The sequence below is a fragment of the Salinicola sp. JS01 genome (assembly GCF_030284585.1).
Lineage (GTDB): Bacteria > Pseudomonadota > Gammaproteobacteria > Pseudomonadales > Halomonadaceae > Salinicola.
Genome location: NZ_CP127244.1, coordinates 2,595,592 through 2,610,332, shown reverse-complemented (window position 1 = coordinate 2,610,332; position 14,741 = coordinate 2,595,592). Strand labels below are relative to the sequence as shown.

The 14,741-nt window shown below is 66.6% G+C and carries 9 protein-coding genes and 1 pseudogene; 8 read left to right on the top strand and 2 right to left on the bottom strand.

Annotation, left to right across the window (positions count from 1 at the left end; translation table 11 throughout):
- Window positions 1–33: 33 nt before the first annotated feature.
- The 4 genes from cysD to ilvD all read left to right on the top strand — a co-directional run bounded on the left by cysD (window position 34) and on the right by ilvD (window position 5,453).
- Window positions 34–957 carry a sulfate adenylyltransferase subunit CysD gene (gene cysD / locus QO259_RS11975; protein ID WP_233076505.1) on the top strand — a complete coding sequence of 308 codons (924 nt, stop codon included), beginning with the start codon at window positions 34–36 and terminating at the stop codon, window positions 955–957.
- On the top strand, window positions 958–2,382 hold the full coding sequence (gene cysN / locus QO259_RS11970) for a sulfate adenylyltransferase subunit CysN (protein WP_285950132.1): 1,425 nt from the start codon (window positions 958–960) through the stop codon (window positions 2,380–2,382).
- Between the two features lie 181 nt (window positions 2,383–2,563).
- Window positions 2,564–3,475, top strand: a complete 912-nt coding sequence (gene epsC / locus QO259_RS11965; RefSeq protein WP_207031216.1) for a serine O-acetyltransferase EpsC — start codon at window positions 2,564–2,566, stop codon at window positions 3,473–3,475.
- Between the two features lie 127 nt (window positions 3,476–3,602).
- Window positions 3,603–5,453: a dihydroxy-acid dehydratase gene (ilvD, locus tag QO259_RS11960; RefSeq protein ID WP_285950131.1), complete on the top strand. Its 1,851-nt coding sequence runs from the start codon at window positions 3,603–3,605 to the stop codon at window positions 5,451–5,453.
- 304 nt (window positions 5,454–5,757) lie between these two features.
- On the opposite strand, the gene cmoB is transcribed toward ilvD, so the two are convergent.
- Both cmoB and cmoA read right to left on the bottom strand, forming a co-directional pair.
- On the bottom strand, window positions 5,758–6,813 hold the full coding sequence (cmoB, locus tag QO259_RS11955) for a tRNA 5-methoxyuridine(34)/uridine 5-oxyacetic acid(34) synthase CmoB (RefSeq protein WP_285950130.1): 1,056 nt from the start codon (window positions 6,811–6,813) through the stop codon (window positions 5,758–5,760).
- Window positions 6,810–7,607, bottom strand: a complete 798-nt coding sequence (gene cmoA / locus QO259_RS11950) for a carboxy-S-adenosyl-L-methionine synthase CmoA (RefSeq protein WP_285950129.1) — start codon at window positions 7,605–7,607, stop codon at window positions 6,810–6,812. Before cmoA ends, cmoB begins: the two co-directional genes overlap by 4 nt.
- 238 nt (window positions 7,608–7,845) lie before the next feature.
- On the opposite strand from cmoA, the gene pgi reads away from it, so the two are divergent.
- The 4 genes and pseudogenes from pgi to parC all read left to right on the top strand — a co-directional run bounded on the left by pgi (window position 7,846) and on the right by parC (window position 14,647).
- Window positions 7,846–9,495, top strand: a complete 1,650-nt coding sequence (gene pgi / locus QO259_RS11945; RefSeq protein WP_035469939.1) for a glucose-6-phosphate isomerase — start codon at window positions 7,846–7,848, stop codon at window positions 9,493–9,495.
- Window positions 9,496–9,499: 4 nt separating this feature from the next.
- Window positions 9,500–10,156, top strand: coding sequence for a YqiA/YcfP family alpha/beta fold hydrolase (locus tag QO259_RS11940; RefSeq protein WP_285950128.1), 657 nt, complete (start codon window positions 9,500–9,502; stop codon window positions 10,154–10,156).
- A 190-nt stretch (window positions 10,157–10,346) separates the two neighbouring features.
- A pseudogene (gene parE, locus QO259_RS11935) lies at window positions 10,347–12,226 on the top strand (DNA topoisomerase IV subunit B).
- Window positions 12,227–12,394: 168 nt separating this feature from the next.
- The gene (parC, locus tag QO259_RS11930; RefSeq protein WP_285950127.1) at window positions 12,395–14,647 is read left to right on the top strand and encodes a DNA topoisomerase IV subunit A; all 2,253 of its coding nucleotides are present in this window, start codon (window positions 12,395–12,397) and stop codon (window positions 14,645–14,647) included.
- Window positions 14,648–14,741: the final 94 nt, after the last annotated feature.

The following is a 14,741-nucleotide window of genomic DNA, read 5'->3' as shown; positions in this document are numbered from 1 at the left end:
GCCTTCACGAAGCACGTGACAGCGAGATTCCCCATGGCAGATCGATTGGTTAGCGCACAACGTCAAACCCACCTCAAGCAGCTCGAGGCGGAGTCGATTCACATCATCCGTGAGGTCGCGGCCGAGTTCCGCAACCCGGTGATGCTCTACTCGATCGGCAAGGACTCCTCGGTGATGCTGCATCTGGCGCGCAAGGCGTTCTATCCGGGGACGCCGCCGTTTCCGCTGATGCACGTCAACACCACCTGGAAGTTCAAGGAGATGATCGAGTTCCGCGACCGCATGGCGGCCAGCGTGGGCATGGAGCTGATCGAACATATCAACGAGGAGGGACGCGCCGCCGGCATCAACCCCTTCGATCACGGTAGCGCCAAGTACACCGACATCATGAAGACCCAGTCGCTGAAGATGGCGCTGGACAAGTACGGCTTCGATGCCGCCTTCGGCGGTGCGCGGCGCGATGAAGAAGCGTCCCGGGCCAAGGAGCGGGTCTACTCCTTCCGCGACAAGCACCACCGCTGGGACCCCAAGAACCAGCGCCCGGAGCTGTGGCGGCTCTACAACGGCAAGGTCAACCAGGGCGAGTCGATCCGCGTCTTCCCGCTCTCCAACTGGACCGAGCTGGATATCTGGCAGTACATCTACCTCGAATCGATCCCCATCGTGCCGCTCTACTTTGCCGCGCCGCGCCCGGTGGTCGAGCGTGACGGCATGCAGGTGATGGTCGACGACGAGCGCCTGCCACTGGCACCGGGTGAAGTGCCGGAAGAGAAGTGGGTGCGTTTTCGCACCCTCGGCTGCTACCCGCTCACCGGGGCGGTGGAGTCGCGGGCGGCGACGCTGCCCGAGATCATCCAGGAGATGCTGCTGACCCGCACCAGCGAGCGCTCGGGCCGGGCCATCGACCGCGATCAAGCCGGGTCGATGGAGAAGAAGAAACGCGAGGGGTATTTTTAAATGTCACATCAGTCTTCGCTCATCGCCGACAACATCGAGCAGTACCTGCACGAGCACGAGAACAAGGACCTGCTGCGCTTCATCACCTGCGGCAGCGTCGATGACGGCAAGTCGACCCTGATTGGGCGCCTGCTGCACGACTCCAAGATGATCTACGAAGATCAGCTTGCCGCCATCACCCGCGACTCCAAGACCAGCGGCACCACCGGTGACAAGGTCGACCTGGCGCTGCTGGTCGACGGCCTGCAGTCGGAGCGCGAGCAGGGCATCACCATCGATGTCGCCTACCGCTTCTTCTCCACCGACAAGCGCAAGTTCATCATCGCCGACACCCCGGGGCACGAGCAGTACACCCGCAACATGGCCACCGGTGCCTCCACCGCTAGCCTCGCGGTGATCCTGATCGACGCCCGCCACGGGGTGCAGACGCAGACCCGCCGGCACAGCTTCATCGCCGACCTGCTGGGTATCCAGCACCTGGTGATCGCGGTCAACAAGATGGATCTGGTCGACTACGCCGAAGCGCGCTTCGACGAGATCGTCGCCGAGTATCGCGCCTTCGCCGAGAAGCTCGACGCCCGCGATATCCGCTTCGTGCCGCTCTCGGCGCTGGAGGGCGACAACGTCGTCAACCCCAGCGAGCAGATGGATTGGTACGCTGGTCCGCCGTTGCTCGAGTTGCTGGAGACGGTCGAGATCGCCCACGACGCCAACCTCTCCGATCTGCGCCTGCCGGTGCAGTACGTCAACCGCCCGCACCTCGACTTCCGCGGCTACTGCGGCACGCTCGAAGCCGGCATCCTGCGCCCCGGCCAGGCGATCAAGGCGCTGCCCTCGGGCAAGCGCTCACGGGTGGCGCGCATCGTCACCTTCGACGGCGACCTCGAAGAGGCGTATCCCGGGCAGGCGGTGACGGTGACCCTGGAAGACGAGATCGACCTTTCCCGCGGTGACTGGCTGGTGGCAGCGGATGCCGAGGTGACCCAGGCCAGCGCGCTGGAGGCCGACATCGTGTGGATGCACGAGAACGCCCTCGAACCTGGTCGGCTCTACGACTTCAAGCTGGGCACCCAGGAAGTGGCCGGGCGAGTGGCCGAGATCGACTATCAGATCGACGTCAACAGCCTGGCGCAGCTGCCGGCGGAGCAGCTGGCGCTCAACGCCATCGGGCGCTGCCGGGTGGAGCTGACCGCGAGCGTGCCGCTGGACGACTACCGGCGCAGCCCGGGGACCGGCAGCTTCGTGGTGATCGACCGGCTGAGCAACGTCACCGTGGGCGCGGGGCTGATCCGCGGCGCGGCGGCGGGCCGCGAGGTGAGCGGCGAGGTCGACTGGCAGGCCTTCGAGGTCGAGTTCAACGCGCTGATCCGCAAGCACTTCCCGCACTGGGAAGCGAAGGATGTGCGCGAGCTACTGAAGCGCTGAGACGCGCCCACGCGACGTCTGTCGTACACCATGGCGGCCCCGGTAGCGGGGCCGCCTTTTTGCGTTGCGCGGGTGGGCGAGGCCGCCACGCCGGGGGCGCGACCCTCGCCGTGGTTGGTCAACGCGGCCTCGAGTCGTATGATATCGCTCCGGCCCGCGCGCAGATTCAAAGGACACGCTGATGCAACACGTCAACTGGCAGCTCGATGGCATCGTCACCCAGCTTCGCGCGACCCGCGAACAGTGGCGCGCCCAGAACGGTCGCGAGAAAGAGCGTGGCTGCCGCGAGCTGCCGTCGCGGCATCGCCTGCGCGATACCCTGGATGTCCTCAGCGGCGCGCTCTTCCCGATGCGCCTGGGGCCCTCGGATCTGCGCAAGGAGAGCGAGGACTTCTACGTCGGTCACACCCTCGACCGGGCGCTCAACGCGCTGCACGAAGAGGTGCTCCTGGAGCTGCGCTACATGGCGCGTCTGGACGGTGAGCGCGACAGCGATCCCACCGAGCGCGCCAATCAGATCGTGCAGGGCTTCGCCGACAGCCTGCCGGCGCTGCGTCGGCGCCTCGATGGCGATGTGATGGCGGCCTACTACGGCGATCCCGCCGCGCGCAGCGTCGACGAAGTCCTGCTCTGCTATCCCGGCGTGCACGCGGTGATCTACCACCGCATCGCGCACTACTTCTATCGCGCCGGCGCGGGCCTGGTGGCACGGATCATTGCCGAACTGGCCCACTCCGACACCGGGATCGATATTCACCCCGGCGCACAGATCGGTGAAGGCTTCTTCATCGATCACGGGACCGGCGTGGTGATCGGCGAGACCGCGATCATCGGCGACCGCGTGCGTCTCTATCAGATGGTGACCCTCGGGGCCAAGCGCTTCCCGGCCGACGAAAAGGGGCATCTGGAGAAGGGCCTGCCGCGTCACCCGATCGTCGAGGACGACGTGGTGATCTACGCCGGCGCCACGATTCTCGGCCGTATCACCGTCGGCCGGGGATCGATCATCGGGGGCAACGTCTGGCTCACCTGCAGCGTGGAACCCGGCAGCAATATCACTCAGGCAAACATCCAGAGTGGTCCGTGTCCTTGAACGACACCTTTCGACGCGCACCCCTGCCGCCGCGTCGTCCTGCGCGGGTGCCCTAAGCCCGCCTCTGAGACCCTGACACGCCCCGGGCCTGGCCAGGCCGGCCCCGACCCAGACAGATGAGGACAGCATGCCCGAGTATCGCTCGCGAACCACCACCCAGGGCCGCAACATGGCCGGCGCCCGCGCCCTGTGGCGCGCCACCGGGATGAAGGACGACGACTTCCACAAGCCGATCATCGCCGTCGCCAACTCCTTCACCCAGTTCGTGCCTGGCCACGTGCACCTGAAGGACATGGGCCAGCTGGTGGCGCGTGAAATCGAAAAGGCCGGCGGGGTGGCCAAGGAGTTCAATACCATCGCGGTCGACGACGGTATCGCCATGGGCCACGACGGCATGCTCTATTCGCTGCCGAGCCGCGACATCATCGCCGACAGCGTCGAGTACATGGTCAACGCCCACTGTGCCGATGCGCTGGTGTGCATCTCCAACTGCGACAAGATCACCCCCGGCATGCTGATGGCGGCCATGCGCCTCAACGTGCCGACCATCTTCGTCTCCGGCGGTCCGATGGAAGCCGGCAAGACCAAGCTGCTCGATCACGGCCTCGATCTGATCGATGCCATGATCTCCGCCGCCGACGACAAGTACAGCGATGACGAGATCGCCGAGATCGAGCGCAGCGCCTGCCCCACCTGTGGTAGCTGCTCGGGCATGTTCACCGCCAACTCGATGAACTGCCTGACCGAGGCGCTGGGCCTGGCGCTGCCCGGCAATGGCACCATGCTCGCCACCCACGCCGACCGCCGTCGGCTGTTCGAGACCGCGGGCGAGCGCATCGTCTCGCTGGCCAAGCGCTACTACGAGGGCGACGAGGCGCATCTGCTGCCGCGCGCCATCGGCTCCAAGACCGCTTTCCGCAACGCGATGACGCTGGATATCGCCATGGGCGGTTCGACCAACACCATCCTGCACCTGCTGGCGGCGGCGCAGGAGGCGGAGGTCGACTTCACCGTGGCCGATATCGACCGCCTGTCGCGGGAGGTGCCGCAGCTTTGCAAGCTGGCGCCCAACACCCAGAAGTACCATATCGAGGATTGCCACCGCGCCGGCGGCATCATGGGGATTCTGGGCGAGCTCGACCGCGCCGGGGTGCTGGATACCTCGGTGCCCACCGTCTATGGCGACTCCCTGGCGGCGGCGCTCGACGAGTGGGACATCATGCGCAACCCGACCCCGGAAGTGGTCGAGTTCTACAAGGCCGGCCCCGGCGGCGTGCCGACCCAGCAGGCGTTCTCGCAGGCGGCGCGCTGGCCGTCGCTGGACGGCGACCGCGCCGAGGGCTGTATCCGCAGCCTGGAGCACGCTTTCTCGCGCGAGGGCGGCCTGGCAGTGCTCTACGGTAACATCGCCGAGAACGGCTGCGTGGTGAAGACGGCGGGCGTCGACGACTCCATTCTGGTATTCGAGGGGGCGGCCCACGTGGTCGAATCCCAGGACCAGGCAGTCGAGCGAATTCTCGGTGGTCAGGTGAAGGCGGGCGAAGTGGTGGTCATCACCTACGAGGGGCCCAAGGGCGGCCCGGGCATGCAGGAGATGCTCTACCCGACCTCTTATCTGAAGTCGAAAGGGCTCGGCAAGGCGTGCGCGCTGATGACCGACGGCCGCTTCTCCGGCGGTACCTCGGGGCTCTCGATCGGTCACGTCTCACCGGAGGCTGCCGCCGGCGGGGCGATCGGACTGGTCGAGAGCGGCGACACCATCCGTATCGACATCCCCAATCGCACCATCGAGGTACTGCTCTCCACCGAGGAGCTGGCGCATCGCCGGCAGGCCATGGAGGATCGCGGCGCCAAGGCATGGAAGCCGACGATTCAGCGCGAGCGCAAGGTTTCCGCGGCGCTCAAGGCCTACGCCATGCTGGCGACCTCGGCCGACCGCGGTGCGGTGCGCGATCTGGACAAGCTCGAAGAGCGCTAGGCTGCAAACCTAAAAGGCTGTCCAGACTCACTCAATGCGTCTGGTGGCCACGAGCGAGAACGCCCGCTTATCAGCGGGCGTTCTTGTTGCTAGGCACTGTCTGAAAAGTACTGCGCTCGCCCATGCAGCGTTAAAAATCGGTTCAAAATGCTCATTTACACCCCGTAAACTCCGCGTTTTCGCCGATTTTTGCCTTGCCTGGCCTTCGCTCGTCGACTTTTCAGGTAGCACCTAGGCCTCTCGTGTGGCGAGCTTGGTGCGCCGCTGGTGCCTATCGCTATCCCAGGACATAGGCCGGCCAGGGTCAGCGTTGCGGCTTGCGCGCCACCAAGGTCGCCCGGCGTGGGGCGGGGTAGCCTTCGATCGTTCGAGTGCGGTCCTGCGGGTCGAGGAAGTCGGCCAGCGAGTGGAACCTCATCCAGTCGGTGGTGCGCTGCTCGTCGAGGCTGGTGACGGTCTCGTCGACACAGCGGATCGCCTCGAAGCCGCAGCGCGCGAGCCAGTGTGCCAGCGCCTGCGACGACGGCAGGAAATAGACGTTGGGCATGCTCGCGTAGCGCTCGCCGGGCATGAACACGGTCTGTTCGTCACCCTCGACCACCAGCGTCTCCAGCACCAGCTCGCCGCCGGGGGCGAGGGCATCCTTGAGCTGCTGCAGATGTTCCAGCGGCGAAGCACGATGGTACAGCACGCCCATCGAGAACACGGTATCGAAGGCGGCGAGGCGCGGCGGGACGTCTTCGATGCCCACCGGCAGAAAGTGGGTGCGGTGGTCGTCGGCATCGCCGACGAAGTGCCGCAGCGCCTGGAATTGATAGTAGAAGCGCGGCGAGGGGTCGATCACCAGCACGAAGGCGGCACCGGCGCCGGCCATGCGCCAGGCGTGATAGCCGCTGCCACCGCCGACGTCGAGCACCCGTCGTCCGGCCAGCGGGGAGAGGTGCGGAGCCACGCGCTGCCACTTCCAGTCCGAACGCCACTCGGTGTCGATGGTGAGGTCGCCGAGCCGGTAGGGGCCCTTGCGCCACGGCATCAGAATGCGCAGCAGGTTCTCGCAGCGGCGGCGATCGGCGTCATCGAGATCGACCTCGACGCTGACCGTGTCGGCATTGAGCACGACCCGGCGCGCCGCGGGCAGCGCTGGCAGCTTGGCCACCGCCTTCTCCCACGCGGGCAGATCGCCGTGGCGCTGGCGGTCGAGCCCGCGGGCGAGCTGTTCGGGCAGGGCGGCCAGCCAGCGGGTCAGCCCCTGATCGAGAAAGGCCAGATAGAGACGGCGTTCGGCCTCGGCCAGGGTGGCGGCGGCGTCGCGGCTGGCGGTGGACAGGATAGGGGTGGACGGAGTGGAAGGCTGACTCATGCGGGTTCATCGCCTGCGTGGGTGGCGCTCGTCTCGGCCCGGGCACCGCTCTCGCGCTCCTTGAAGGCGATCATGGAGGCGAAGTTGAGATACTGGAACCAGGTCGTTACGCGGCCGAAACCGGCCGCTTGCAGCCGCGCCTGGTGCTGCGCCAGGGTGTCGGGCACCAGTACGTTCTCCAGCGCGGTGCGCTTCTGGCTGATCTCCATGTCGCTGTAGCCGTTGGCGCGCTTGAAGTCGTGATAGCGCTCCACCAGCCAAGCGTTCTCCTGTTCGTCGGGGGCGACGATCTTCTCCGACAGCACCAGGATGCCGCCGGGGTCGAGCGCCGCGAAGAGTCGCGCGATCACCGCATCACGGTCCGCCGGTGGCAGGAACTGCAGGGTGAAGTTGAGCACGATCATCCCGCTGGGGCGGTAGTCGAGCTTGCGGATATCGCTTTCGATGAACGCCAAGCGATGGTTGGGGGCCTCGCTTTGCGCGGTGGCGCGGGCGCGGGCGAGCATCGCCGGTGACAGGTCGACGCCGGTCAGGGCGAACGCCTCCGGCGCCAGGCGCCCGGCCAGTGCCAGCCCTACCGCGCCCAGCGAGCAGCCCAGATCGTAGACGTGGGCGCCATGGCGCAAGTGGCGCTCGGCGAGCAGGCCGAGCATGCCCAGGATCTGGCCGTAGCCGGGAATCGAGCGGCGCACCATGTCGGGAAAACACGCCACGACCTGCTCGTCGAACGAAAAACTGGCCACACGATCGAGGGGTGTCGAAAAGATGGCGTCACGGTAAGATGCGTCAGTCATTGTCGGAAGACTACGTGGAAGATCCGTTTCATCGTGGAAGATCATTTTCATCGGGAGCGCGTGACGCGAGCGATGGGTCGCGGACGACGCTGAGCGCTGGGCGTAGTGTACGTTTTGCGCGCCCCGGCTGCACGTGACCGGCGCACGCCGGGAGGGCACGCCGGCCTGCTTGATTGGCGCCGATCCATTTGGCGACGCCGCGCGCGACACCCGTTCCCGATACAAGGAGAGTCAATCGATGTCGATCCGTGAGACCCAGGCATGGCAGGCGCTCGAGCAGCAGCTCGAGGATGGCATGCGCGATGTCCACCTCAAGACCCTGTTCCAGCAGCCGTCGCGTTTCGAGACCTTCGCCCTCGAGGCGGCGGGCATTCATCTCGATCTGTCCAAGCAGCGCTGGACCCCGGCGGTGCGCGAGCGACTGATCGCGCTGGCAGAGGAGGCTCGGGTCCCCGCGGCCATCCAGCGGCTGCTCAGCGGTGAGCGGGTCAACCAGACCGAGGATCGGCCGGCGCTGCACAGCGCGCTGCGGCTGCCGCGGGAGGCCAAGCTGGAGGTCGAGGGCGTCGATGTCGTCAGCGAGGTGCATGCGACCCTCGACAAGATGGAGACGCTGGTCGGCAAGCTGCTCGACGGGCAGTGGCGCGGTGCCACCGGCAAGCCGATCACCGATGTGGTCAACCTCGGCGTCGGCGGCTCCGACCTCGGCCCCTTGATGGTGACCTCGGCACTGGCCGACTTCGAGCCGGACCACGCCCATGAGGTGGCGACCCACTTCGCCTCGACCATGGATGGCTCCCAGCTCGCTGACTTTCTCAGCTGGCTCAATCCCGAAACCACGCTGTTCATCCTGTCGTCGAAGTCCTTCGGCACCATCGATACGCTCTCCAACGCCTCCACGGCACTCGACTGGATCGCTTCGCGCCTGGGCGGTGACGAGAAGCTGATCAAGCGCTTCCACTTCGTCGGTGTCTCGACCAAGCCGGACAAGATGAGCGAGTGGGGCATCGACCCGGCCAATCAGCTTTTGTTCTGGGACTGGGTCGGCGGGCGCTACTCGCTGTGGAGCGCCATCGGCCTGCCGATCGCCATTCGTGTCGGCATGGACAACTTCCGGCGCCTGCTCGCTGGCGCCCACGCCATGGACGAGCACTTCCGCACCGCACCGCTGGCCGAGAACCTGCCGGTGCAGCTGGCGCTGATCGGGATCTGGAACGTCAACTTCCTGGATATCCGCTCCCACGCGGTGCTGCCCTACGATGGCCGGCTCAAGCATCTGCCCGGCTACTTCCAGCAGCTGGAGATGGAGTCCAACGGCAAGTCGGTGACCAATGACGATGCCGTGGTCGATTACTCCACCTGCCCGGTGATCTGGGGCGAAATCGGCCCCAACGGCCAGCACGCCTTCTATCAGCTGTTGCATCAGGGCACCCAGCCGGTGGCGTGCGACTTCCTGGCGCCGATCAATCGCTACAACGACGTCGAGGATGAGCGCTTCCGTGACGACCTGATGGCCCAGCATCGCCTGGCGCTGGCCAACTGCTTCGCCCAGTCGCGGGTGCTGATGCTGGGTGACGACGCGATCAAGTCCGAGACCACGCCGCCGAGCTACAAGCGCTACCGCGGCAACCAGCCCTCGACCACGATGCTCTTCGACAGCCTCAACCCGGCCACCCTGGGGGCGCTGATCGCGCTCTACGAGCACAAGGTGTTCGTCCAGGGGGTGATCTGGGATATCGACTCCTTCGACCAGTGGGGCGTGGAGCTGGGCAAGAAGATCGCCACCGAGACCGAAGAGATCATCGCTACCCAGACCGGGCTCGATGCCCTCGACGACTCCAGCCGTGGCCTGATCGAGGCGATCTGGCGCGGCCAGCAGCAGGCCTGAGCGGATGTCATCGTCATCTGCCGCGCCGGTGAGCGAGCCTGCCGGCGCGTCGGCGCCGGTGGATTCGCTGCTTTACCTGCACGGCTTCAACAGTGCCGGCGCCTCGCCCAAGGCGCAGCTGGTGGCCGCCGCCTGCGCGACGCTGACGGCGTCGGGCGAACGCGAGCTGATCTGCGCCACGCCTGACTTGCCGCACCATCCCCAGGCCGCCCTCGATCACGCCGAGGCGTGCCTGGACGCGCTGCCCGGCACCACGCTGCTGGTGGGCAGTTCCATGGGCGGCTTTCTCGTCACCTGTCTGGCCGAGCGCCACGGCTTGCCGGCGGTGCTGATCAACCCTGCGGTTCAGCCGGCGCGCTTCGTGGCCGATTATCAGGGGCAGCACCTGGTCAACGCCTACACCGGCGAGTCCTTCGTCATCGGTCCGGCCCACCACGAGCAGCTGCTCGCGCTGCAGTGGTCGCGCCTGGTACATCCTCAGCGCTATCTGCTGCTGCTGGGCAGCGCCGACGAAACGCTCGACTGCCGCGATGCGCTACGCGCCTACGCCGGCTGTCGCATGCTGATCCATCCCGGTGGCGACCACGGTTTCAGCGAGTTGGCGCGCTATCTGCCGGCGTTGTTCGCGCACGGTGGCTGGACGCTGCCGCCGAGGGTCTGACCCCGACCGCTGGGCCCCTCGGGTGTCAGCGCCTGACGTGACCCGGTACTGATGATTTGAACAGTGGTGTATGATGTCCGCCGCGGTGACCGATTCCGTCGATAGCGGCGCTATCGCTGGCGGCGGCGTCCACGCCGTGGGACCGCTGCGGCATCACCCCTTCGTTTCTGCAAATACGGCGAGACACTGCATGACGCAATACAGTGCCAGCTCCATCGAGGTCCTCTCGGGGCTCGATCCGGTCCGCAAGCGGCCGGGCATGTACACCGACACTTCCCGCCCCAACCATCTGGCGCAAGAGGTGATCGACAACAGCGTCGACGAGGCGCTGGCGGGCCACGCCCACGATATCCGCGTGGTGCTGCTCGACGACGGCGGCATCGAGGTCTCCGACGATGGCCGCGGCATGCCGATCGATCTGCACCCCGAACACGGGGTCTCCGGGGTGGAGCTGATCCTGACCCGGCTGCATGCGGGCGGCAAGTTCTCGCAGTCGAGCTACCGCTTCTCCGGCGGTCTGCACGGGGTCGGGGTGTCGGTGGTCAACGCGCTGTCGACCCGGCTCGAGGTCGAGGTGTGCCGCGATGGCAGCCGCTACCGGATCGCCTTCGAGAAGGGCGAGAAGGTCGAGGAGCTGGCGGTGATCGGCAGTTGCGCCAAGCGCGCCACCGGTACCGTGGTGCGGTTCTGGCCGGAAGCCGGCTACTTCGACAGCCCCAAGCTGTCGCTGCCGCGGCTCAAGCATCTGCTTCGGGCCAAGGCGGTGCTCTGCCCGGGGCTCAAGGTCTCGCTCAAGGAGAGTGACGGCAACGAGAGCGTATGGCAGTACGCCGACGGCCTGCGTGACTATCTGGCCCAGGCCACCGATGGCTTCGAGGTGCTGCCGGCAGCGCCCTTCACCGGCCATTTCGAGGATGACGAGCAGGCGGTCGACTGGGCCATCCAGTGGCTGCCGGAGGGCGGCGAGCCGCTGCTCGAGTCCTACGTCAACCTGATCCCCACCCCCTCGGCGGCACCCACGTCAACGGCTTCCGCAGCGGCTTGCTCGACGCCGTGCGCGAGTTCTGCGAGTACCGCAATCTGCTGCCGCGCGGGGTCAAGCTGAGCCCCGAGGATCTGTGGGAGCGGGTCTCGTTCGTGCTTTCGGTGAAGATGCTCGACCCGCAGTTCGCCGGTCAGACCAAGGAGCGGCTGTCGTCGCGGACCGTGGCCGGTTTCGTCTCCGGGGTGGTCAAGGACGCCTTCTCGCTGTGGCTCAACCACCATACCGATCAGGCCGAAGCGCTGGCCGAGCTGGTGATCAGCGCCGCCCAGCGGCGCCAGAAGAGTGCCAAGAAGGTGGCGCGCAAGAAGATCACTTCCGGCCCCGCGCTGCCGGGCAAGCTGGCCGACTGTTCGGGCCAGGACCCGGTGGCCAGCGAACTGTTCCTGGTCGAGGGCGACTCCGCCGGCGGCAGCGCCAAGCAGGCGCGCAACCGGGAGACGCAGGCGATCCTGCCGCTGCGCGGCAAGATCCTCAATACCTGGGAGGTGGAGTCGGGGGATATCTACAGCTCGCAGGAGGTCCACGATATCGCCGTGGCGATCGGCCTCGACCCGGGCAGTGACGATCTCTCCAAGCTGCGCTACCACAAGGTGTGCATTCTCGCCGACGCCGATTCCGACGGCCTGCATATCGCCACGCTGCTGTGCGCGCTGTTCGTGCGCCATTTCCCGGCGCTGGTGGATGCCGGTCACGTCTTCGTCGCCATGCCGCCGCTCTACCGCATCGACCTGGGCAAGGAGGTCCACTACGCCCTCGACGAGAGCGAGAAGGCCTCGATTCTCAAGCGCCTGGAGAGCAAGCGCGGCACGCCCAATGTCCAGCGCTTCAAGGGCCTGGGCGAGATGAGCCCGTTGCAGCTGCGCGAGACCACCATGGCGGTGGACACGCGGCGGCTGGTGCAGCTCACCCGCGAGCTCGACGACGGCACGCTGGAGATGATGGATATGCTGCTGGCGCGCAAGCGGGCGAGCGATCGCAAGAGCTGGCTCGAGGATTACGGCAACCTCGCGGATATCGAAGTGTAGTGCCAGGGCGCGCGGCGCCGGCGGCAGGTCTCAGCGGAGGTCATTTGCCAGGGATGGCAAATGTAGCGCCCAGGGAGGGGTTCACAGCGCCTCCGCAAAGACCTGCCGCCGGGTAAGCCGCGAATAGGGCAGACAATGATTCTTGAACCCTGACCAAGGGCTTAGCGTATGACCATGGATATCCAGGTGGCGGAGGGCGACGTCGAACGCCTGTCGCTCAAGGAGTACACCGAGAAGGCGTATCTCGACTACTCGATGTACGTGATTCTCGACCGCGCGCTGCCGCACATCGGTGACGGCATGAAGCCGGTGCAGCGGCGTATCGTCTACGCCATGCGCGAGCTGTCGCTGACCGCCAACGCCAAGTACAAGAAGTCGGCGCGTACCGTCGGCGACGTGCTGGGCAAGTTCCACCCCCACGGCGACAGCGCCTGCTACGAAGCGATGGTGCTGATGGCGCAGCCGTTCAGCTACCGCTATCCGCTGGTCGACGGCCAGGGCAACTGGGGTAGCCCCGACGATCCCAAGTCGTTCGCCGCGATGCGCTACACCGAGGCGCGGCTCTCCAAGTTCAGCGAAACGTTGCTCGCCGAGTTGGGGCAGGGCACGGTCGACTGGACCCCTAACTTCGATGGCACCCTGAACGAGCCGTCGGTTCTGCCCTCGCGCCTGCCGCATGTGCTGCTCAACGGCGGCACCGGCATTGCGGTGGGCATGGCGACCGACATCCCGCCGCACAACGTGCGTGAAGTGGTAGAGGCGACCTGTCATCTGCTGCGCCATCCCGGCGCCAGCGTCACCGATCTGATGGCCTATGTGCCGGCGCCGGACTTTCCCACCGAGGCCGAGATCATTTCGCCGGCCGCCGACCTGCGCAAGCTCTACGAGAGCGGCCGCGGCTCGGTCAAACTGCGCGGGCGCTATGTGCGCGAGGATGGCAACATCGTCATCACCGCGCTGCCGTATCAGGTCAGCGGGGCCAAGGTGCTCGAGCAGATCGCCGCCCAGATGCAGGCCAAGAAATTGCCGATGGTGGCCGATCTGCGCGACGAGTCGACCCATGAGACGCCGACCCGGCTGGTGATCGAGCCGCGCTCGAACCGCATCGATGTCGAAGGTCTGATGGCGCATCTGTTCGCCACCACCGATCTCGAGAAGAACGTACGCGTCAATCTCAACGTGATCGCCCTCGACGGCCGGCCGCGGGTGATGCCGCTCAACGATATGCTCGGCGAGTGGCTCAGTTTCCGCCGCGAGACGGTGCGTCGGCGCAGCCAGCATCGTCTCGACAAGGTCGAGGAACGCCTGCATATCCTCGAGGGTCTGCTGGCGGCCTATCTCAATATCGATGAAGTGATCCGCATCATCCGCGAGGAGGACGAGCCCAAGCCGGCGCTGATGGCGGCGTTCGGGCTCAGCGAGCGCCAGGCCGAAGCGATTCTCGAACTGCGCCTGCGCCATCTGGCCAAGCTCGAGGAGATGAAGATCCGCGGCGAGCAGGACGAGCTCGAGGCCGAGCGCCAGCGGCTGCAGAAGCTGCTGGGCAGCCAGGCGGCGATGACCAAGCTGATCGAGAAGGAGCTGCGCGAGGCCGCCAAGACCTATGGCGACGAGCGCCGTTCGCCGCTGGTCGAGCGCAGCGAGGCCAAGGCGCTCTCCGAGGTCGAGCTGCTCGGTGCCGACCCGGTCACCGTAGTGCTCTCCGAGAAGGGCTGGATCCGCGCCGCGCGGGGGCACGACATCGACCCGGCGGGGCTCTCCTACAAGGCGGGTGACAAGTTCCATCTCGCCGCCCGCGGCAAGACCAACCAGCCGCTGGTGCTGCTCGACGACAGCGGCCGCAGCTACACCCTGAGCGCTCATAACCTGCCGTCGGCGCGGGGGCAGGGCGAGCCGATCACCGGGCGGATCAATCCGCCGGCGGGGGCGAGCATGATCGGGGTGATGCTCGATGTGCCCGAGGCGCGCTATCTGCTCGCCACCGACGCCGGCTACGGCTTCATGGTCAAGCTCGAGGATCTGCTCGGCAAGAACAAGGCCGGCAAGGCGGTGCTCTCGGTGCCCCAGGGCTGTAACGTACTGCCGCCGCAGCCGATTCCCGCAGGCGACACGCTGCGCGTGGCGGTGGTCTCCAACGAGGGCCGGCTGCTGGTGTTCGCGCTCTCCGAGCTGCCCGAGATGGCCAAGGGCAAGGGCAACAAGATGATCGCGATTCCCGGCCAGCGCGCCGCCAACCGCGAGGAGTTCGTGCGCGATCTGGTGCTGCTGCCGGAGGGCGCGGCGCTGGTGGTGCATGCCGGCAAGCGCAAGCAGACGCTCAAGGCGGCCGATCTTGATTACTACGTCGGCGAGCGCGGACGGCGCGGCAGCAAGCTGGCGCGGGGCTTCCAGAAGGTCGACCGGCTCGCGGTCGAAGGCTGAGCACCTCGCCTAGCACCATCCAGGACAGCGCTAGACTGACACGCGTGGCCCGCTGCGGCAGGCCGCGCCACCGACAAGAGGGGCGTCGACGGCG